Consider the following 20,240-nt stretch of genomic DNA (forward strand, 5'->3'; position numbering starts at 1 on the left):
TGATTCACGGTTTAATCGTCGCGAAGACAGGCGGACCCGTCCCCATCCGGGCCCTACGCCCCGCGGCATGTACCCAATTCCCCCCCAGAGTTAGCTGAGCTCCCATGTTCGGATTCCTGCGCAGTTATTTTTCCAGCGATATGGCGATCGACCTCGGTACCGCCAATACGCTGATCTACGTCCGCGGCAAGGGCATCGTGCTCGACGAGCCGTCCGTGGTCGCGATCCGTCATGAAGGCGGCCCGCACGGCAAGAAGATCATCCAGGCCGTCGGCCACGAAGCCAAGCAGATGCTCGGCCGCGTTCCCGGCAACATCGAAGCCATCCGGCCCATGAAAGACGGCGTGATCGCCGACTTCACGGTCACCGAGCAGATGCTCAAGCAGTTCATCCGCATGGTGCATCCCCGCAACATGCTGGCTCCCAGCCCCCGGATCATCGTCTGCGTGCCCTGCGGTTCGACCCAGGTCGAGCGCCGCGCCATCCGCGAATCGGCGCTGGGCGCGGGCGCCTCGCACGTGTTCCTGATCGAGGAACCCATGGCCGCGGCCATCGGCGCCGGCCTGGCCGTCTCCGACGCCAGCGGCTCGATGGTGGTCGACATCGGCGGCGGCACCACCGAAGTGGCGGTCATCTCGCTGGGCGGCATGGTCTACAAGGGTTCGGTGCGCGTCGGCGGCGACAAGTTCGACGAGGCCATCGTCAACTACATCCGCCGCAACTACGGCATGCTGATCGGCGAGCCCACCGCCGAACTCATCAAGAAGGAAATCGGCTCGGCCTTCCCCGGCTCCGAAGTCCGCGAAATCGAGGTCAAGGGCCGCAACCTGGCCGAAGGCGTGCCGCGCAGCTTCACGGTCTCGTCCAACGAGATCCTGGAATCGCTGACCGACCCGCTCAACCAGATCGTTTCGGCCGTGAAGATCGCGCTGGAACAGACGCCTCCCGAACTGGGCGCCGACATCACCGACAAGGGCATCGCCCTGACCGGCGGCGGCGCGCTGCTGCGCGACCTGGACCGCCTGCTGCAGGAAGAAACCGGCCTGCCCGTGGTGGTGGCCGACGATCCGCTCACCTGCGTCGTGCGCGGTTGCGGCGAGGCGCTGGAACATCTTGAAAAGCTGGGCGCCATTTTCATCAACGACTAATTCCGCGCGCCAGCCCGGAGCCCCGCAGGTTCGCGGCTCCGGCCGCTGCCGCAGCGATGGGCGCGGGCGTCCGGGCTGAAATTCATGCAACGACAAGGGACTCCCCCCCTATTCAGGCGCGGCCCTCCTGCGGAGGTGCGGCTGGTCGTCCTGGTCTTGCTTGCCCTGGCCCTGATCGTCATGGATTCGCAGTGGCGCATGCTGGAACCGGCGCGCCGGGCGGTGTCCGTGGCGCTGTATCCCTTCCAGCGCGCCGTCATGGCGCCGCGCGACCTGGTCGAACAGGTCAACGAATGGGTCAACGCGGCCAATCTCATCCGCAGTGAAAACGAAGCCCTGCAGCGCCAGCGCATCGAACTGGCCCAGGTGGCCACGCACGCGGCCCAGCTGGCCGCCGAGAACGCGCAGCTGCGCCGCCTGCTGGGCGTGACCGATACCGTGGCGCAGGCCGCCGTGGTGGTCGAGGTCATGTACGAACCCACCAACGCCTTCACCCAGCGCCTGGTCTTCAACAAGGGCAGCAAGGCCGGCCTGGCGCCGGGCATGCCGGTGATCGACGAAGGCGGCGTAGTCGGCCAGATCGTGCGCGTCACGCCGATGACGGCCGAGGCCGCGCTGGTCACCGACGAGCAGGTCTCCATTCCCGTGCAGCTGCTGCGCAACGGCCTGCGGCTGATCGCCTTCGGCGGCAACTCGCCGGGCAAGATCGAAGTCCGCTACCTGGCGGCCAATGCCGACATCAAGGAAGGCGATACCATAGTCACCAGCGGCGTGGGCGGCCTGTTTCCGGCCGGCCTGCCGGTGGCCAAGGTGACCTCGGTCGAGCGCGATACGGCCTCGGGCTTCGCGCGCGCCGTGGGCGAACCGCTGGCCCATCCCGAACGCTATCGCCACTTCCTGGTGCTGCAGGTGGACGTGGCCCGCGCCGAATCCAACCGTCAGGAGGTCGATTCCGGTGGATCGGACTAATCAATCCGCGGCCCGGCCCCGCCGCCTGGGCACGCCCAGCAACGTGGAGCCCGACCGCCTGTCCGGTCCGGCGCACGGCCTGTTCGTCTGGGGCACGGTGCTGCTGGTGTGGCTGGTGTCGCTGCTGCCGTGGCGGCTGTGGCAGGGCGCGCCCGACGTGCTGCTGCTGATCATCGGCTTCTGGTGCGTGCACGAGCCGCGCCGGGTGGGCCTGTTCACCGCCTTCTTCTTCGGCCTGCTGATGGACGTGCACGACGCCGGCCTGCTGGGCGAGCACGCGCTGTCCTACACGCTGGTGGCCTACGGCGCGGTGGTGCTGCACCGCCGGCTGCAGCGCTTCGACCTGTGGAGCCAGGCGATGCACATGCTGCCGGTGTTCTTCCTGGCGCGCCTGCTGACGCAGATCATCCACGCCTGGCTGGCCGGCAAATGGCCGGGCTGGGACTGGGGCGTCAGCGTGCTGCTGACCGCGGCCCTGTGGCCCCTGGCGGGCTGGGTTCTGCACCTGCCGCAGCGCGCCGCCGACGACGCCGAATCGTCCTCCGCCTGAGGGCGGCGCCGCGTCATGTTCGAATTCAAGAAAACCGGTCAGCAGCAGAAGCAGCGGTTTCGCCTGCGCGCCTGGGTCGGCGGGCTGTTCGCGCTGGCGTGTTTCGGGGTGCTGGTCGGGCGCTTCTGGTATCTGCAGGTGGACCGCTACGAGGGCCTGTCCGAGCGCGCCGACCGCAACCGCATCGCGGTCGTGCCGATTCCGCCGCGCCGCGGTGAAATCCTGGACCGCAACGGCGAAGTGCTGGCGCGCAATTACCGCACCTATACGCTGGAAGTGGTGCCGGCGCAGGCCGGCAACCTGAACGAGCTGTTCGAGCGGCTGACCGAGGTCGTGTACATCAGCCCGGCCGACCAGCGGCGCTTCAGGCGCCGCGCCGCCGAGTCCAGCCGCTACGCCAGCCTGCAGCTGCGCAACAATCTCAACGACACCGAGGCCGCCTGGTTCGCCGCGCATTCCTTCCAGTTCCCGGGCGTGGAACTGCGCGCGCGCTGGGTGCGCGAGTATCCGCAAGGCGTGTCGGCGGCCCACGTGGTGGGCTATATCGGCCGCATCGCCGAGGGCGACATCGAAGAGCTGGACCGCACCGGCCAGATGGGCAATTACCGCGGCACCGACGTCATCGGCAAAAAGGGCATCGAGAAGACCTGGGAAGAACAGCTGCACGGCAAGACCGGGCTGGAAGAGGTCGAGGTGACCGCCGGCGGGCGTCCCATGCGCACGCTGCGCCGCATCGACCCGGTGCCCGGCTCCGACATCATGCTGTCGATCGACCTGGGCCTGCAGAAAGTGGCCGAACAGGCGTTCGAAGGGCAGCGCGGCGCGCTGGTCGCGCTCGATCCCGACACCGGCGAGGTGCTGGCCTTCGTGTCGCAGCCGTCCTTCGATCCCAATCTGTTCGTCGACGGCATCGACGTGGACAACTGGCGCATGCTGAACGAATCGCCGGACCACCCGCTGATCAACCGGCCGCTGTACGGCACCTATCCCATCGGCTCGACCTACAAGCCCTTCGTCGGCCTGGCGGCGCTGGAGCTGGGCAAGCGCCGCGCCACCGACCGCATCTCCGATCCGGGCTACTTCGAGTTCGGCGGCCAGAAGTTCCGCAACGCCGGCGGCGCGGCCTACGGCATGACCGACATGCACCGCGCCATCGTGGTGTCGTCCGACACCTACTTCTATTCGCTGGGCCCCGAGATCGGGGTGAACGCGCTGCACGATTTCACCAAGCAGTTCGGTTTCGGCCAGATCACCGGCATCGACCTGGAAGGCGAGAAGCGCGGCGTGCTGCCCTCGACCGACTGGAAGCGCTCGGCCTACAAGGACAAGGAGCGCCAGCGCTGGTACGCGGGCGAGACGATTTCGGTGGCGGTCGGCCAGGGCTACAACGCCTTCACGCTGCTGCAGCTGGCGCAGGGCACCTCCACGCTGGCCAACAACGGCCTGTACCGCCGTCCGCACCTGGTGCACGCGGTGCGCGATCCGCGCAGCGGCGTGGCCAAGCCGACCGAATCGACGCCCGACTACCGGATTCCCCTGAAGCAGGCCAACGTCGACGTCATCAAGAACGCGATGGCCGACGTGGTGCGCGTGGGCACGGCGCGGCGCGCCTTCGCCAACACGCCTTACCAGGCGGCAGGCAAGACCGGCACCGCGCAGGTGTTCAGCCTGCGCGGCGGCCATTACCGCGCCAGCGCGATCGACGAGCGCCTGCGCGACCACGCCCTGTTCATGGGCTTCGCGCCGCTGGAGCACCCCCGCATCGCGGTGGCGCTGATCGTGGAGAACGCCGGCTGGGGCGCCAGCGTGGCCGCGCCGGTCGCGCGCAAAGTGTTCGATTACTGGCTGGCCAAGGAGCGCCAGGACCAGGTCGCGCAGCCGCGGCCGCAGCCGCAGCCCGCCGATCCCCTGGCTTCGGTCGAAGCCATAGCCTCCGACGTGGTGCGCCAACGATGAAACGCCTGGGTCTCATTCTGCTGCGGGTGTTCACCGCCTTCGACTGGCCGCTGCTGGCGATCCTGCTGATGTTCGCGGCGCTGGGCCTGACCGTCATGCATTCGGCGGTGGGCGGCACCGACTGGCGCTTCGCCGAGCAGTCGCGCAATTTCGTCATCGCGTTTTTCGCGATGTGGACCATGGCCCTGATTCCGCCGAAGTGGCTGATGAAGCTGGCCCTGCCGTTTTATGTGGTGGGGGTGGTGCTGCTATTGGGAGTGGAGTTTTTCGGCGAGACCAGCAAGGGGGCGACCCGCTGGCTGAACCTGGGCGTGACCCGCATCCAGCCGTCGGAGATGATGAAGATCGCGGTGCCGATGATGCTGGCCTGGTATTTCCAGCGCCATGAGGGCGCGGTGCGTATCCGCGACTTCCTGGCCGCGGCGGCGATGCTGGCCGCGCCGTTCGGCCTGATCGTGCTGCAGCCCGACCTGGGCACGGCGCTGCTGGTGTTCGGCGCGGGCTTTTTCGTGATCTATTTCGCGGGCCTGTCGTTCAAGCTGCTGGTGCCGGTGATGCTGGCCGGCATCCTGGCCATCGGCACGCTGGTCTATTACGAGGACCAGCTGTGCGAGCCGGACGTGGACTGGGTGGTGCTGCACGACTACCAGAAGCACCGGGTCTGCACGCTGCTCAATCCCAGTTCCGATCCGCTGGGCAAGGGGTTCCACACGATCCAGTCGATGATCGCGGTGGGCTCGGGCGGGGTGTACGGCAAGGGCTACATGAAGGGCACGCAGACACATCTGGATTTCATCCCGGAACGGACGACGGACTTCATTTTCGCGGTGTACGCGGAGGAGTTCGGGTTGTACGGGGGGATTGCGCTGCTGGTGCTGTACGGCTTGATGATGGCGCGCGGGTTGACGATCGCGGCGCGGGCGTCGTCTCAGTTCGGGCGGCTGCTGGCGGGGGCGTTGACGATGATGCTGTTCATCTACGTATTCGTGAACGTGGGGATGGTGACGGGGATTCTGCCTGTGGTGGGAGTGCCGTTGCCGTTCATGAGCTATGGGGGGACGGCTTTGTTCACCATGGGGATTGCGTTCGGCATCATGATGAGTATCAGTCGGCATCGGTCGGCTAAGACCTAGCCGCATTTTGTGCGCTTGCGCGAATGCGCTGGGGGGTGATGGGTGGCGCAGGCGCCACCCATCCGGCGGTGGACGGTTGCTCAGCCTTCGTGCGGCAGGGCTTCCGGGACGCCCAGGTCCACGGCCAGTTTGGTCAGGCCTTCCCAGATGCGGGTGTCGAATTCCACGGTGTCCGCGTTGATGGCGCGGTTGCGGGCTTCGTATTCGCCGGGGTATTGCACCGATTCGACGCCGGGTTGGGGCTTGCAGGCGTGCAGGTAGTCGATGAAGGCGCCGACTTCCAGGGAGCGCCAGTCGGTGTTGAAGTCCACCTGCGGGTCCAGCAGGAGCGCGAACATGTTGTTCGTGGCCACGCCGTTGCGGGGGTGTTCCGGCTGGATCGTGCCGCCGCCGGACAGGACGCCGGCCAGCAGTTCGGCCACCAGGCCCAGGGCGTAGCCCTTGTGGCCGCCGAAGGGCAGCAGGGCGCCGGGCGGGTCGGTGAAGAGCGCGCCGGGGTCGGTGGTGGGGTTGCCCTGGGCGTCGATCAGCGCGCCTTCGGGGGCGGGTTCGCCCTTGGCGGCCAGCACGCGGGCCTTGTTGACGGCGATGGAGCTGGTGGCCATGTCCACGATGAAGGGCGGGCGGCCTCCGGGCAGGGGGCCGGCGAAGCACAGCGGGTTGGTGGTCAGGCAGGCCTGCGCGCCGCCGAAGGGGGCCACGGTGGGGGCGCGGTTGATCACGTTGGTGAAGGCCAGCAGGATCAGGCCCTTGGCCGCCACCATTTCGCCGAAGTGGCCCATGCGGCCCAGGTGGTGGCTGTGGCGCAGGGTCAGGATGCACTGGCCGTGCTCCTGGGTGCGCTCGATGGCTTTTTCGATGACCACCTTGCCGACGTACTGGCCCAGGCCGTTGTGGCCGTCGTAGGCCAGCATGGCGCCGCGGTCGTTGACCAGTTCGGGGCGGCCGTCGGGGCGGGCCAGGCCCTCGGACAGCACGCGGCGGTAGTTCGTCAGGATGGACAGGCCGTGGCTGGCGTAGCCCACGCGGTCGGATTCGACCAGGTGTTCGGCCACGTCGCGGGCGATGTCCTCGGGCACGCCTTGCGCCATCAGCACGCGGCGGCCGTATTCATAGGCTTGGGCGATGGAGAGCTTTTTCATGATGCGCGCTCCTTACAGCCAGCCCAGCCAGCGCCAGTAGGTCGCGCCCATCAGCATCATCAGCGCGTAGCCGATGATGGTGACCAGGATGCCGACCTTGGCGAACTGCTTGGCGTTGAAGGTTTCCGTGCCCAGGCACACCATGTTCTGCGGCGCGTTGATGGGCAGGATGAAGCCGTAGCTCACCACGAAGCCCAGCAGCATGGTCATGCCCAGGCGGCTGAAGTCGCCCGGCAGCGTGGCCAGCACCGAGATCAGGATGGGCAGCATCGCCGAGGTCAGCGCGGTGGCGCTGGCGAAGCCCAGGTGGATGATGATCAGGAAGGCCGACAGGATGGCGAAGATGGCCAGCGGTCCCAGGTGGTCCAGGCCGGTGTGGGCCACGACCTGGTTGCCCAGCCATTGGCCGGCCTGGGTGGTCAGCAGGGCGGTGCCCAGGCTGATGCCGACGCCGAACACGATCACGGTGCCCCATGGGATGCGCGATTGCACGTCTTTCCAGGTCATCACGCCGAAGCGCGGCAGCAAGAGGAGCACCAGGCCGAAGTAGGTGGTGGAGGTGGTGTCGAAGCGGTGCAGCTTGCCTTCGGTCGACCAGAACAGCAGCAGCAGGATGGACACGGCCATCAGGCGTTTTTGCGCGCCGGTCATGGGGCCGAGTTCGAGCAGCGATTTCTCGACGGCTTCCTTGCCTCCCGCGATGCTGTCGCTTTCCGGCGGCAGCAGCTTGAGCACGATGATGATGAGCACGGCCGACATGATCAGCGACCAGGGGGCGCCGGCGATCAGCCAGTCCGACCAGGCCACGCGCTGGCCCAGCATTTTTTCCATGAAGCCGACGGTCAGCAGGTTCTGCGCGGCGGCGGTCTGGATGCCGACGTTCCAGATGCTGGTGGCCTGAGCCACGATGATCATGATGCCGGCGGCGATGTTGGAGCGCTTGTCCACGCCGAAGGCCGCGATCACGCCCATCATGATGGGCACCACGGCCGCGCTGCGCGCGGTGGCGCTGGGCACGACCAGGCTGAGCACGATGGTCACGGCGATGCAGCCGATCAGGATGCGGCGCGTGCTGGTGCCGACCCGGGACAGGGTCACCAGCGCGATGCGGCGGTCCAGCCCGGTGAAGGTCATCGCCGCGGCGATGAACAGCGCGCCCGTGACCAGCGCGAGCGCCGAGTTGGAAAAGCCGTTGAGCGCCATGCTGATCGCGGCCGAGGTGCCGTACATCACCTGGGGGTCCTTGATCGTCGGAGCCGTTCCCAGCAGGAAAGCCATCAGCGTGGTGATCATGATCGCGCTGGCTTCGTAGGAAACGGCTTCGGTGATCCAGACCACGACGGCGAACGCGAGGATGGCGAGCATCCGGTGGCCCGCGACCGGCAGGTCGGCCGGCAGAGGCAGCATCAGCACGCCTATCAGCGCGATGATGCCGGCGATCAATCCGATGGGGATTTTGGTTTTCTTTGGCGCCTGTGTGGCAGGCGCGGCGGCTTGCGCGGTCATATCCATCTCCGGTTGAGGTCAAACTGACGACATGCCGCCCCGCGAGCTCGGGCCCTGTTCAATTCGGCATGTCGATGCTACAGAATGATCGTGACGGCATTAAGGAAAACCCGTATTGATGGAGATCAATCGAACTACGAATCACGCTTGTGGAAAACTTGCCTCGCGCATTATGCTCATCGGCCCCCGCCGGCGGCAAGGCGTCTACCCCAGCGCCAGGCGCAACTGTTCATCCAGGTGCAGCGTGGGCGCAACACGCCAGCCGCTCTGCGCATAGCGCAGCCAGCGGCCCAGCACCAGGTGCGTCAGCAGGCTGGCGTGCGCCGACACATTGGCCTGCGGCGGCAGGCCGCCGTCGCTGACCGCAATGCGCAGCGACTGCTTGAGCGAAGCCTCGATGCGGTCGTTGATGTGGTTGATGCGTTCCTGCAGGCGGTTGTCTTCGGTCACCAGGGCGTCGCCCGTAAGCACCCGCGTCATGCCTTTGTTGCGCTCGGAGAAGGTCAGCAGCATGGCGACCGTCTGGTGCGCCTGGGCCAGGCCCTGCGGCTCGGCCGCGGCGATCTGGTTGACCAGCGTGAAGATGCTGGTCTCGATGAATTCGATCAGCCCTTCGAACATCTGGGCCTTGCTGGCGAAGTGCCGGTACAGCGCGGCCTCCGAGACTTCCAGGCGCGCGGCCAGGGCGGCCGTGGTGATGCGGGAGGCGTGCGGCTGCTCCAGCATCTCGGCCAGGGTCTGCAGAATCTGGGTCTTGCGCTCGCCGGGTTTGCTCGCCATGGAAGTGTCTGCTCTCGCGCAGGCTGACGGTGGAGGGGAGGGAGGAGCGCGCCGCTACCGCAGGGGGCGTCGGCGTAACAGCAAATCACTGACGCAGTTTACCCGCAAGTCCACGTAGGCCGGACGCTGCGAGCGGCCGCGGGAGAACGGCGTGCCCGGGTGATACACATGGACGGTGCGCAGGCCGGCGCTGCGTGCGCCGCGCAGGTTGGCCAGGGTGTCCTCCACCAGCACCGCGCGGCGCGCCGGCACGCCTTCGCGCGCCAGCACGTAGCGCAGCAGGGCGGGCGAGGGCTTGGGCCGGAACTCGCCGTGCAGCCGCATGTGCTCGATGGCCCACAGGCTGTCGAACTGGCGCAGGATGCCCAGCCGCGCCAGCACCGCGCGGGCGTAGTGCAGCGGCGCGTTGGTCAGCAGCACCTTGCGCCCCGGCAGCCGGCGCAGCTTGTACGCCAGCGCCTTTTCCGCCCGCACCAGCGGATTGACGTCGAAGTCATGGCTGCGGTGCAGGAACTCGTGCGCGTTCACGCCGTGGTGCCGCACCATGCCGATCATGGTGGCGCCATAGCGTTTCCAGTACAGCGACCGCACCCGGTTGGCGGTATCGACGTCCACGCTCAGCGCCTCGGCCACCGCCATGGTCATGCCATGGTCGATCTTCGGAAAAATCGCGTGCGAAGTATCGTGCAGCGTATTGTCCAGATCGAACAGCCACAGCCGCTCGGACGCATCCGCGCCCGTGCGCCGCGACCGGCGCACCCGCACCCCCGGCCGCAGCAACTGACGATGAACCCGCATCAAACCCTCCGAAAAACGACAGCGCCCCGAATCCGGCGTCAAAAACGCAAGTGCCCCGAATCAGGCAACTCCTCCACGATCCAGGCCGCGCGGATCCGGCTCCGCCGGTCCGCAGCGGCGCCCCCCTGGGGGGGAAGCGCCCCCGGCGCTTCGGGGGGGGAAACTCAATGCGAGCTGATCATCGTGCCCACGCCCTGATCCGTCAGGATCTCCAGCAGCAGGCAGTGCGGCACGCGGCCGTCGACGATGTGCACGGAATTCACGCCGTTCTTGGCGGCGTCCAGCGCCGACGAGATCTTGGGCAGCATGCCGCCGGAAATCGTGCCGTCGGCGAACAGTTCGTCGATGGTCTGGGCCGACAGGCTGCGCAGCAGCTTGCCTCCCTTGTCCAGCACGCCCGGGGTGTTGGTCAGCATCAGCAGCTTTTCGGCGCCCAGCACCTCGGCCATCTTGCCGGCGACGACGTCGGCATTGATGTTGTAGGCCGTGCCGTCCTCGCCATAGCCGATGGGCGAGATGACGGGGATGAACTGGTCGTCCTGCAGGGCCTTGACCACGGCCGGCTCGACCGTGGTGATGTCGCCGACGAAGCCGATGTCGATGGGTTCGGACGGGTTGTCCTTGTTGTCCATCAGCTTCTTGCGGGCCTGGATCAGGCCGCCGTCCTTGCCGGTCAGGCCCACGGCCTTGCCGCCGACCTCGTTGATCATCATGACGATGTCCTGCTGGACCTGGCCGCCCAGCACCCATTCCACGACTTCCATGGTTTCGGCGTCGGTGACGCGCATGCCCTGGATGAAGGTGCCCTGCTTGCCGATGCGGCGCAGCGCGTCGTCGATCTGCGGACCGCCGCCGTGGACCACCACCGGGTTCAGGCCCACCAGCTTCAGCAGCACGACGTCGTGCGCGAAGCTGCGCTGCAATCGCTCTTCCGTCATGGCGTTGCCGCCGTACTTGACCACGATGGTCTTGCCGTGGAATCGTCGGATGTACGGCAGCGCTTCGGACAGTACGGCAGCTTTGACGGCAGGAGACGAAACGGCAGCAGGGTCGGGGGTGTCGGTCATGGCAGCTAAGTCGGCAAAATAAATATATGAAAGATTAGAAAAAATGCCTGCACAAAAACGCGTTCGGAACGCGGTAGCGCAAGCATACGACGGATTGTAGTACCCACAGGTTTCTTATGCTTTAAACCCATGTTCATATGCCCGACAAATAACCGCCATTCAGGTAAATTGTGGCGCTCAGGCCCACGGGCTATGTTGGCCGGACAAATTGTCCCCAATTTTTAATTCCTACATAAGAGGCAACACATGCGTTTGAATCTTGTCCGCTCGGCCCTGCTGGCCTCGGCCTTCCTGGTGGCGGCCAACGCGGCCCACGCCGAAAAAGTGGTGGTGGGCGCAACCCAGGTGCCGCACGCCGAGATCCTCGAAGTCGTGAAACCCAGGCTCGCCAAGGAAGGCGTGGAGCTCGACATCAAGGTCTTCAGCGACTACGTGCAGCCCAATCTGCAGCTGGCCGACAAGCAGCTCGACGCCAACTTCTTCCAGCACAAGCCCTACCTGGACTCGTTCAACAAGGACCGCAAGGCCAATCTGGTGCCGGTGGCCCTGGTGCACGTCGAGCCTTTCGGCGGCTACTCCAAGAAGGTCAAGAGCCTGGCCGAACTGAAGGACGGCGCCAGCGTCGCCATCCCGAACGACCCGTCCAACGGCGGGCGCGCGCTGGTGCTGCTGCAAAAGCAGGGCCTGATCAAGCTGAAGGACCCGGCCAATATCCTCGCGACCGCGGCCGACGTGGTCGAAAATCCCAAGAAGCTGAAGTTCCGCGAACTGGAAGCGGCGATGCTGCCGCGCTCGCTGGATGACGTGGACCTGGCGCTGATCAACACCAATTACGCGCTGGAAGCCGGCCTGGTGCCGACCAAGGACGCGCTGTTCATCGAGGGTTCCGATTCGCCCTACGCCAATATCCTGGTGACCCGCGAGGACAACAAGAACGCGCCGGGCATCAAGAAGCTGGTCGACGCCCTGCACACGCCTGAAGTCAAGACGTTCATCCAGGACAAGTACAAGGGCGCGGTGGTGCCGGCCTTCTGAGGCCGCCAGCGCGGCGGGCGGGCTCAGCCCGCCAGCGCCTTTTCCACCGTGGCGTGGAATTCGGCGACGTCGTATTCGCCCAGGTAGCGCTTGATGATGTTGCCCTTCTTGTCGATCAGGAAGGCGGTGGGCGTGAGGCGGATGTCGCCGAAGGCGCGGGCGATGTCGCCCTTGGTGTCCAGCGCCACCGGGAACGGCAGCTTGCGCGTCTCGGCGAAATTCAGCACGAAGTTGGGCGGATCGTAGTCCATGGCGACGGCGACCGCCTCATAGCCCTGGTCTGCGTACTGCTTGTAGGCCGCGATGGTCTCGGGCATCTGCTTCACGCAGGTCACGCAGCTGGTGGCCCAGAATTTGACCAGCACGACCTTGCCGCGCAGGTCCTGCATGGAGAAGGTCTTGCCTTCCAGGGTCGTGAAGGTGACGTCGGGCGCGGTCTGGGTGGGCCGCAGCACGAACCAGGCGCCGATGCCGACCGCCACCAGGACGGCGAGCGCTACGATGGCTTTTTTCATTTGATGGGCATGACCTCAACGCCGCCGCCCGTGCCGCCCGCGTTGCCGCTGGGCGCGCCGGAGCCGCTTTCGATGGGCGCTTTGGATTCCGTGGTGGGGTTGGACGAGGAACCGCTGTTCGACAGCCGGATCGCTTCCTCGCGGCTGATCGTTTCAAACAGTTTAACCACCTTGGCCACGCCGCCGACGTCGGCGGCGGCATTGGCTGCGTACTCACCTTCGGTCTGGGTCAGCTTGCCCATCAGGTAGACGACGCTGTGGTCGGTGGTGACGGCGATGGTGCCCGACGGCACGTACTTGGTGTTGAGCAGGGCGGTCTTGACCTTGGAGGTCAGCCAGGTGTCGTTGGAGCGCACGCTGAACGAGGCGATGGGGCCGACCGTCAGCTGGTTGACGACCTGTTTGACGTTTTCCACGCCCTGGGCGATGGCGGTGGCCTGGCTCTTGGCCTCTTCGGAGGGCACGTCGCCGGTCAGCAGCAGGTGGCCGCCGTAGGCCATGGCGTTGACGCGGGCGGTTTCGCCCAGCTTCTGCGAGATCTGGCTTTGCGCCTTGAAGGCGATGTTCTGGTCCTCGAGCTGGACGCCGGAGGTCCGGCGGTCGGTCACGACGACCGCCGTGGTGGCGGCGGCGCCGCCCACGATCAGCGGCGCGCAGGCCGTCAGCGACAGGGCGGCGGTGGACAGCGCCGCGGCGAGCATCAGCGGACGGGCAGCGGTACGGACGTCAGAAATCATTCGGTGTCTCCAAGCAGAAGAGCGTCTATGCCGTCGCACAGCGCGTGCAGCAGCAGAATATGGACTTCCTGGATGCGCATCGTGCGATCGCTGGGAACACATAGATGGACGTCCATGGGCGTGATGAGTTCCCCCATGACGCCGCCGCCCTTGCCGGTCAGGGCGAGCACGTGCATTTCACGGGCGCTGGCGGCCTCCATGGCGCGCACCACATTGGGAGAGTTGCCGCTGGTGGAGATCGCCACCAGCACGTCGCCGGCCTGGCCGAAGGCGTTGACCTGGCGCTCGAACACCTCGTCGAAGCCGTAGTCGTTGCCGACCGCGGTCAGGATGGAGGTGTCGGTATTGAGCGCGATGCCGGCCAGGGGCAGGCGCTCGCGCTCGAAGCGGCCCACCAGTTCGGCGATGAAGTGCTGCGCGTCGGCGGCCGAGCCGCCATTGCCGCAAGCCAGAATCTTGCCGTTGTTCGCCAGGGCGCCGAACAGCACGTCCACCGCTATCGCCAGCGGTTCGGCCAGCACGTTCATGCTTTGTTCGTAGGCAGCCATGGCGTCGCGAAAGTGCGACGTCATTCGAGAGGTCATGTCCATGGCCGCGATTATCTCACGGTGCCGTACCGCCGTTCTGTCCAGGCGTAACCGTGGCGGGCGCGGCGTTACGGCCCGGACTCAGTCCAGCGCGAAGGCCGCGCGCAGCCATTCGGCGCGGCCGGCCTCGAAGACCACGGCGTCGAAGCGGGCCGGCGGCAGCCGGCCGTGCCAGTGGCGGCGCGCCAGTTCGGGCAGCCAGTGGGCGGCGGCGCGTGCCAGCCGGGCCTGTTTTTCGGCCCCGATGCTGGCCGCGGCGCCGCCGTAGCGGCCGGCCCGGCGCGCGCGGACTTCGACGAACACCAGCGTGTCGCCATCGCGCATGGCCAGGTCGATCTCGCCGGCTGGGGTGCGCAGGTTGCGCGCCAGCAGCGTCAGGCCGCGGGCCAGCAGCAGGCGCAGGGCGGCGGCCTCGTGGCGGTCGCCGCTGCGCTGGGTGGGCGAGCGTTGCGGACAAGGGCGCGGGGCCGGCGTGCTTGGCGCGCGCCGGCGGCGTTTGGCGGCGCGGCGGCGCGCGGCCAGGGCCAGTTCGCAGGCCAGGCGCAAGGTCTCGTCGTTCATGGGAGGCTCCGGGGGCATGGGCGGCTGCGGCTACACTGACATGGTTTTCCGTGTCAGTAGGCAGCAATGAATTCAAATGTCTCACCCGCGTCCGCCGGCGATGCCTGGTCGCGCGTCGCCGAGCGCGTGACCGAGCAGCATTGGCCGGCCGCGACGCTGTACGTCGTGGCCACGCCGATCGGCAATCTGGGCGACCTGGGCCTGCGCGCCTGGCATGCCTTGCAGCGCGCCGACGTGAGCGCCGCCGAGGACACGCGCGCCAGCCGCACGCTGCTGGACGCCTGGGGCGTGGCCACGCCGCTCATGGCGGCCCACCGCCACAACGAGGCCGCGGCGGCCCAGGCCATATGCGAGCGGCTGCAGCAGGGCCAGCGCGTGGCCCTGGTGTCCGACGCCGGCGCGCCGGCGGTCAGCGATCCGGGCGCGCGCATCGTGCGCGCCGTGCGCGAGGCCGGCTTCAAGGTGGTGCCGGTGCCGGGGCCCAGCGCCGTGATCGCCGCGCTCATGGGCAGCGGCGTCACCACGGACGAAAACCCGGCCTACGCCTTCGCGGGATTCGCGCCGTCCAAGGCGGCGGCGCGCCAGCGCTGGCTGCGCACCTGGTGCGCCCTGCCGGCGCCGGTGGTGATGTTCGAGTCGCCGCACCGCCTCGCGGCGACGCTGGCCGACCTGCTGGAAGTCTGCGGGCCGCAGCGCCGCCTGACCGTGGCGCGCGAACTGACCAAGCGCTTCGAGGAAATCGCCACCTTCGCGCTGGAAGCGGGCGCGGCCTGGCTGGCCGCCGACGCCCATCGCGAGCAGGGCGAATTCGTGCTGATCGTGCACGCCGACGAAACACAGCCCGAGCAGGACGAGGCCGACCCGCGCACCGACGTGCTGCTCGACGCCCTGCTGGAATCGCTGTCGCTGCGCGACGCCGCCCGCGTCGCGGCCAAGGTCTCGGGCCTGCCGCGCGACGTGCTGTACAACCGGGCGCTGGCCCGCAAGAAATCATCGGAATAAGCCATGACGTACCCGACCGTGGTGTCCAGGCCCGCCGATTCCGGCGAACGGCTCACCTACCGCGACATCCCCACGCCGCTGGGCGACATGCGCCTGGTCGCCAGCGCCAAGGGCCTGCGCGGCGCCTGGTTCACCGACCAGGACCTGCTGCCTTCGGCCGAGGGCTGGCTGTTGACGCATTCCGATCCCATCCTGGAGCAGGCCCGCCGCGAACTGGACGAGTGGTTCGCCAGCCGCCGCCGCGGATTCGAGGTGCCGCTGGACCCCGTGGGCACGGCTTTCCAGCACCAGGTCTGGCAGGCCCTGTGCGATCTGGAGTTCGGCGTGCTGGCCAGCTACGGCGAACTGGCGCGCCGGGTCGGCCGGCCCAAGGGGGCGCAGGCGGTGGGCGGGGCGGTCGGGCGCAATCCGGTCAGCATCATCATTCCGTGCCACCGCGTGATCGGGGCGGATACCTCGCTGACAGGCTTCGGCGGCGGCTTGCCGCGCAAGCAGGCGCTGCTGGCGCACGAGGGCAACCTGTACCGCAGCCGCAATGCGCGCGCGCGCCGCGTCTGCGACGGGCAGGCGGAACTGCCCTGGTAGCGCTGCGGCCGGGTTATTGCGCGGCGATGCTGGGCAGGATGCCGATGCGCTCGGACACCAGCTGCACGGCGTCCAGCGCGCTCTGGCGGTCGGGGTAGGGCCCGATCTTGACCCGATAGAGATTGTTCGACTGTTCCATCAGGGCCGGCGGCGCGCCGGCCGTGCCCAGCTGCGTGTTGATGCGGCTGACCAGCGATTGGGCGTTGGCCGGCTGGCTGAACGCGCCCACCTGCAGATAGACATTGCCCAGGCCCGCGGCCGGCGCCTGGCGCACCGGCGCGGAGCCGGGCGCGGGCGCCGTCAGCGGCTGGGCCGTGAGCGGCGCGGGGGCGGCGGCGATGGGCGAGGGCACCGGCATCGAGCCGGTGGCGGATTCGGGTTCCGGGGCGGCGGCCGGCGCGCCCTGCGAGGCCAGGCGCCGGATCTCGTCGGGCGGGATGGCCTCGACGACCACCTGCCCGCTGCCGGGGCCGACGATGCCCAGCTTGTGCGCGGCGGCGTAGGACAGGTCCATGATGCGGTCGCTATGGAACGGGCCGCGGTCATTGACGCGGACCACGACGGTCTTACCGTTGACCATGCTGGTCACGCGCGCGTAGCTGGGCAGCGGCAGCGTGGTGTGGGCGGCGGTCATGGCGTACATGTCGTAGGTTTCGCCGATGGACGTGGAATTGCCGTGGAACTTCTTGCCGTACCACGAGGCGATGCCGCGCTTTTTATAGGGCTGGCCGCTGGTGTCCGGCACGTAGCGCTGGCCGAACACCACGTAGGGCCGGTTCGCGCCGCTGGCGTAGGGTTCGATTTTGGGCACCGCGTCGGGGATCTGGTCCAGGTTCGAGGGCGGATTCGCGTCCGGCCCGTCGTCCTTGTAGTAGCCGCCCTTCTTGCGTCCGCCGGTGGAGGAACAGGCGGCCACGGCGAAGGCCAGCAACAGCGTCAGGATCAGGCGCAGCGGTCGGGACAGGGTCATGCGGATTCGTCGGGCAGTTGGGTGCGGTGGCGCACCAGCAGCGGGTCGTGATCGGCGAAGCGCAGCGCCAGCTGCTCGACCACATAGACCGAACGGTGCTGGCCGCCGGTGCAGCCGATGGCGACGGTGAGGTAGTTGCGGGTGTCCTGCGTGTATTGCGGCAGCCAGCGGTTCAGGAAACCGGCGATGTCGTCGATCATCTGCCCGACCTGGTCGAAGCCTGCCAGCCACGCGGCCACGGGTTCGTCGCGGCCGGTCAGGGGGCGCAGGTTGCGGTCGTAATAGGGATTGGGCAGGCAGCGCACGTCGAACACCAGGTCGGCGTCGCGCGGCACGCCGCGCTTGTAGGCGAAGGATTCGAACGTCAGCACCAGCGGCGCGCGGTCGGCGTGGATCAGGTCGCGGATCCAGACCCGCAGCTGCCCCGGCGTCAGGTCCGAGGTGTCGATGACGTGTTCCTGTTCGCGCAGCGGGGCCAGCAGTTCGCGCTCCAGCGCGATGCAGTCGGTCAGCGAGGGCGCGGTGCCGCCGCGCTGCAGGCGGTCGGTGAGCGGATGGCGGCGGCGGGATTCGGAATAGCGCTGCACCAGCGTGGCGGTGCTGGCGTCCAGGAAGACCACGCGCAGGCTGGTGCCCATGGCGCGCAGCGCGGTGACCACGTCCGGCAGCTCGGCCAGTTCGCCGGGCGAGCGCACGTCGATGGCGACGGCCACGCGCTCCAGGCCCTCGTCGCGGGCGTTGGCGATGAACTCGGTCAGGAACCGCACCGGCAGGTTGTCGACGCAGGTATAGCTGGCATCCTCGAGCATGCGCAGGGCGACGGACTTGCCGGAGCCTGAGATGCCGGTGACTAGGACGACTTTCAACATGGACATGATTGTGGCACGCTTTTCCAGGGCGATGCGGCAAGGCGGCATCTGATATGGCCGTAAACTCGAAATCTGATCTGTACCTTTTTTGCGCCGGTGGCGTAAAGTTGGCCGGCATCAGACAGACTTCATCGACAGATTTCACATACGCGCCCCGCCGTCATGCGCTTCGGGGGGATTGGAATTCGACATAGATGTTAGCCTTCATTTCCTTTCGTAGTGTTTCACTGCCGCGGTTTTGGGCAATTCCGATCCTCGCCGCCGCTTTTGCGGCCACGCCAGCCCAGGCCCAGGAGACCCTGCGCCCGGACACCATGGCGGCGCGCGTGGCGGCCTGTACGGCCTGCCACGGCGAGCAGGGCCGCGCCGGCGCCGACGGCTACTATCCGCGCCTGGCCGGCAAGCCCCAGGACTATCTGTACCACCAGCTGCTGAATTTCCGCGACGACCGGCGCCAGTATCGGCCCATGACGCACCTGCTCACCGGGTTGCCGGACGAATACCTGCGTGAAATGGCGGCGTATTTCGCCGGGCAGCACGTGCCGTATCCGCCGCCGGCCCGCCCCGAGGTGTCCGCCGCCACGCTGGAGGCCGGCCGCAAGCTGGCGCTCGACGGCGACGCGGCGCGCGGGCTGCCCGCCTGCGCGGCCTGTCACGGCGCCGCGCTGGGCGGCGTGCTGCCGGCCATCCCGGGCCTGCTCGGCCTGCCGCGCGACTACATCGGCTCTCAGATCGGCGGCTGGAAGAACGGCCTGCGCCGCGCCGCCGAGCCGGACTGCATGGCCGACGTCGCCGCCAAGCTCACCCCCGCCGACATCGGCGCGCTGGCCGCGTGGCTGTCGTCGCGGCCCGTGGTCGAACCTTATGCTCCCGAGCCCGCGGGCTCGCTGCGCCTGCCGGCCGAATGCGGCAGCCAGGCGCAACGCTAGGGAGCCGCGATGAAACTCATGAAGAAGGTCCTGTGGGTCCTGTTGCTGGCGCTGGTCGTGGCGGCCGGCGGCCTTTACTGGGCGGGCACGCGCGACGACGCCAGCACCGGCCCGGCGGCCGCCGCGCAGGACGCGGCCACGCTGGTCGAGCGCGGCCGCTACCTGGCGCAGGCCGGCAACTGCATGGCCTGCCACACCAGCCGCGGCGGCCAGCCGCTGGCTGGCGGCACGCCCATCCCGACGCCGTTCGGCACGGTGTACGGCCCCAACATCACGCCCGACGAACAGACCGGCATCGGCGCCTGGACGGCCGACGATTTCTGGCAGGCGCTGCACAACGGCAAATCGCGCGACGGCACGCTGCTCTATCCCGCGTTCCCGTACACCGAGTACACGCGCATCACGCGCGCGGACGCCGACGCGTTGTACGCCTACCTGCGCAGCGTGCCGCCGGTCAGCCGCGCGAACCGGCCGCCCGAGCTCGAATTCCCGTACGACCAGCGCGCCCTGCTGGCCGCCTGGCGCGCGCTGTACTTCAAGCCCGGGGTGATGGAGCCCGACGCCGGCCAGTCGCTGCAATGGAACCGCGGCCGCTATCTGGTCGAAGGGCTGGGGCATTGCGCCGCCTGCCATACGCCGCGCAACAGCATGGGCGCGCTGCGTTCGGAGCAGCCGCTGGGCGGCGGCGTGATTCCGGTGCTGGACTGGTACGCGCCGCCGCTCACGAATGACATGCAGACCGGCATGGGGCGCTGGTCGGCCGAGGACATCGCCATGCTGCTCAAGACCGGCGTGTCGCGGCATTCCAGCGTCAGCGGGCCGATGGCCGAGGTGGTGCTGGGCAGCACGCAGCACCTGAGCGACGACGACGCGCTGGCCATCGGCGTCTACCTCAAGTCGCTGCCGGCCGCGCCGGCCGCGGCGCAGCCGCCCAAGGCGCCGGTGTCGCCGGCGGCGATGGAACTGGGCGGCAAGCTCTACCAGCAGCAATGCGTGCAATGCCACCAGGCCGAAGGCCAGGGCAGCGGCACGGCCTGGCCGGCGCTGGCCGGCAATCCCACGGTGACCGCGCCGTCGCCCGTCAACGCGATCCGCATGGTGCTGGACGGCGGCTACGCGCCCGCCACGGCGGCCAACCCGCGGCCCCACGGCATGCCGCCGTTCGGGCAATTGCTGAACGACAGCGATGTCGCCATGCTGGTGTCGTACATCCGCAATAGCTGGGGCAACGAGGCCGGGGGCGTGACGCCGCTGGAGGTCAAGCGGGCGCGCGCGGCGTCTACGCGGAATTAGGGGGTGGCGTTGCCTGATGGGTTTCGCGCGTCCGGCGCTTGATTTCTTATGTCGAATATCTCGCGCGGCACCCATCCTACGAGTTGCATCGCAGGATGGGTGCAGCGC

At 68.0% G+C, this 20,240-nt stretch carries 21 protein-coding genes; 10 read left to right on the top strand and 11 right to left on the bottom strand.

The genetic code is table 11. From position 1 onward, the window contains the following. Positions 1 to 104 precede the first annotated feature (104 nt). The 5 genes from C1I89_RS25675 (at position 105) to rodA (ending at position 5,756) form a co-directional block, all read left to right on the top strand. Complete coding sequence (locus C1I89_RS25675; protein ID WP_006216320.1) at positions 105 to 1,148, top strand: rod shape-determining protein; 1,044 nt, start codon at positions 105 to 107, stop codon at positions 1,146 to 1,148. An 84-nt stretch (positions 1,149 to 1,232) separates the two neighbouring features. After that, positions 1,233 to 2,117, top strand: coding sequence for a rod shape-determining protein MreC (mreC, locus tag C1I89_RS25680; RefSeq protein WP_102775206.1), 885 nt, complete (start codon positions 1,233 to 1,235; stop codon positions 2,115 to 2,117). Further along, the gene (gene mreD, locus C1I89_RS25685; RefSeq protein WP_181391050.1) at positions 2,104 to 2,667 is read left to right on the top strand and encodes a rod shape-determining protein MreD; all 564 of its coding nucleotides are present in this window, start codon (positions 2,104 to 2,106) and stop codon (positions 2,665 to 2,667) included. The genes mreC and mreD overlap by 14 nt, the downstream gene beginning before the upstream one ends. A gap of 15 nt (positions 2,668 to 2,682) precedes the next feature. Beyond that, entirely contained in the window at positions 2,683 to 4,623 is a 1,941-nt protein-coding gene (mrdA, locus tag C1I89_RS25690; protein ID WP_102775208.1) for a penicillin-binding protein 2, read from the top strand. After that, positions 4,620 to 5,756 (top strand): rod shape-determining protein RodA, encoded by a 1,137-nt coding sequence (rodA, locus tag C1I89_RS25695; RefSeq protein ID WP_102775209.1) that lies wholly within the window; start codon positions 4,620 to 4,622, stop codon positions 5,754 to 5,756. The genes mrdA and rodA overlap by 4 nt, the downstream gene beginning before the upstream one ends. Before the next feature lie 80 nt (positions 5,757 to 5,836). On the opposite strand, the gene C1I89_RS25700 is transcribed toward rodA, so the two are convergent. The 5 genes from C1I89_RS25700 to argB form a co-directional block, all read right to left on the bottom strand. Then, on the bottom strand, positions 5,837 to 6,898 hold the full coding sequence (locus C1I89_RS25700) for an Ldh family oxidoreductase (protein ID WP_102775210.1): 1,062 nt from the start codon (positions 6,896 to 6,898) through the stop codon (positions 5,837 to 5,839). Between the two features lie 12 nt (positions 6,899 to 6,910). Next, on the bottom strand, positions 6,911 to 8,404 hold the full coding sequence (locus C1I89_RS25705; RefSeq protein WP_102775211.1) for a DASS family sodium-coupled anion symporter: 1,494 nt from the start codon (positions 8,402 to 8,404) through the stop codon (positions 6,911 to 6,913). A gap of 204 nt (positions 8,405 to 8,608) precedes the next feature. After that, positions 8,609 to 9,184: a nucleoid occlusion factor SlmA gene (gene slmA, locus C1I89_RS25710; RefSeq protein WP_102775212.1), complete on the bottom strand. Its 576-nt coding sequence runs from the start codon at positions 9,182 to 9,184 to the stop codon at positions 8,609 to 8,611. 54 nt (positions 9,185 to 9,238) lie between these two features. Continuing rightward, on the bottom strand, positions 9,239 to 9,982 hold the full coding sequence (locus tag C1I89_RS25715) for a pyrimidine 5'-nucleotidase (RefSeq protein ID WP_102775213.1): 744 nt from the start codon (positions 9,980 to 9,982) through the stop codon (positions 9,239 to 9,241). Positions 9,983 to 10,146: 164 nt separating this feature from the next. Continuing rightward, positions 10,147 to 11,049, bottom strand: a complete 903-nt coding sequence (argB, locus tag C1I89_RS25720; RefSeq protein ID WP_102775214.1) for an acetylglutamate kinase — start codon at positions 11,047 to 11,049, stop codon at positions 10,147 to 10,149. 246 nt (positions 11,050 to 11,295) lie between these two features. Between argB and C1I89_RS25725 the strand changes: the two genes are divergently transcribed. Continuing rightward, complete coding sequence (locus C1I89_RS25725) at positions 11,296 to 12,084, top strand: MetQ/NlpA family ABC transporter substrate-binding protein (protein ID WP_102775215.1); 789 nt, start codon at positions 11,296 to 11,298, stop codon at positions 12,082 to 12,084. A gap of 23 nt (positions 12,085 to 12,107) precedes the next feature. Here C1I89_RS25725 and C1I89_RS25730 read toward each other — a convergent pair whose 3' ends face one another. The 4 genes from C1I89_RS25730 to C1I89_RS25745 form a co-directional block, all read right to left on the bottom strand. Continuing rightward, complete coding sequence (locus tag C1I89_RS25730) at positions 12,108 to 12,599, bottom strand: peroxiredoxin family protein (RefSeq protein ID WP_102775216.1); 492 nt, start codon at positions 12,597 to 12,599, stop codon at positions 12,108 to 12,110. Next, the gene (locus C1I89_RS25735) at positions 12,596 to 13,336 is read right to left on the bottom strand and encodes a BON domain-containing protein (protein ID WP_102775217.1); all 741 of its coding nucleotides are present in this window, start codon (positions 13,334 to 13,336) and stop codon (positions 12,596 to 12,598) included. The genes C1I89_RS25730 and C1I89_RS25735 overlap by 4 nt, the downstream gene beginning before the upstream one ends. Further along, on the bottom strand, positions 13,333 to 13,926 hold the full coding sequence (locus tag C1I89_RS25740) for a phosphoheptose isomerase (protein WP_165359025.1): 594 nt from the start codon (positions 13,924 to 13,926) through the stop codon (positions 13,333 to 13,335). Before C1I89_RS25740 ends, C1I89_RS25735 begins: the two co-directional genes overlap by 4 nt. 78 nt (positions 13,927 to 14,004) lie before the next feature. Further along, the gene (locus C1I89_RS25745; protein WP_102775219.1) at positions 14,005 to 14,484 is read right to left on the bottom strand and encodes a YraN family protein; all 480 of its coding nucleotides are present in this window, start codon (positions 14,482 to 14,484) and stop codon (positions 14,005 to 14,007) included. Positions 14,485 to 14,550: 66 nt separating this feature from the next. On the opposite strand from C1I89_RS25745, the gene rsmI reads away from it, so the two are divergent. Continuing rightward, a complete protein-coding gene (rsmI, locus tag C1I89_RS25750) occupies positions 14,551 to 15,486 on the top strand; it encodes a 16S rRNA (cytidine(1402)-2'-O)-methyltransferase (protein ID WP_102775220.1) in 936 nt (311 codons plus the stop codon). A 3-nt stretch (positions 15,487 to 15,489) separates the two neighbouring features. Beyond that, complete coding sequence (locus tag C1I89_RS25755; RefSeq protein ID WP_102775221.1) at positions 15,490 to 16,071, top strand: methylated-DNA--[protein]-cysteine S-methyltransferase; 582 nt, start codon at positions 15,490 to 15,492, stop codon at positions 16,069 to 16,071. A gap of 13 nt (positions 16,072 to 16,084) precedes the next feature. Here C1I89_RS25755 and C1I89_RS25760 read toward each other — a convergent pair whose 3' ends face one another. Together C1I89_RS25760 and rapZ are read right to left on the bottom strand one after the other, a co-directional pair. Beyond that, on the bottom strand, positions 16,085 to 17,041 hold the full coding sequence (locus tag C1I89_RS25760; protein ID WP_102775222.1) for a septal ring lytic transglycosylase RlpA family protein: 957 nt from the start codon (positions 17,039 to 17,041) through the stop codon (positions 16,085 to 16,087). Beyond that, positions 17,038 to 17,910, bottom strand: a complete 873-nt coding sequence (rapZ, locus tag C1I89_RS25765; RefSeq protein WP_102775380.1) for an RNase adapter RapZ — start codon at positions 17,908 to 17,910, stop codon at positions 17,038 to 17,040. The genes C1I89_RS25760 and rapZ overlap by 4 nt, the downstream gene beginning before the upstream one ends. Before the next feature lie 194 nt (positions 17,911 to 18,104). On the opposite strand from rapZ, the gene C1I89_RS25770 reads away from it, so the two are divergent. Together C1I89_RS25770 and C1I89_RS25775 are read left to right on the top strand one after the other, a co-directional pair. After that, positions 18,105 to 18,839: a c-type cytochrome gene (locus tag C1I89_RS25770; protein ID WP_102775223.1), complete on the top strand. Its 735-nt coding sequence runs from the start codon at positions 18,105 to 18,107 to the stop codon at positions 18,837 to 18,839. A gap of 9 nt (positions 18,840 to 18,848) precedes the next feature. Beyond that, entirely contained in the window at positions 18,849 to 20,132 is a 1,284-nt protein-coding gene (locus C1I89_RS25775; RefSeq protein WP_102775224.1) for a c-type cytochrome, read from the top strand. Positions 20,133 to 20,240 lie beyond the last annotated feature (108 nt).

Origin of the sequence: Achromobacter pulmonis (assembly GCF_002885955.2) — a bacterium.
GTDB classification, from domain to species: Bacteria; Pseudomonadota; Gammaproteobacteria; order Burkholderiales; family Burkholderiaceae_B; genus Achromobacter; species Achromobacter pulmonis_A.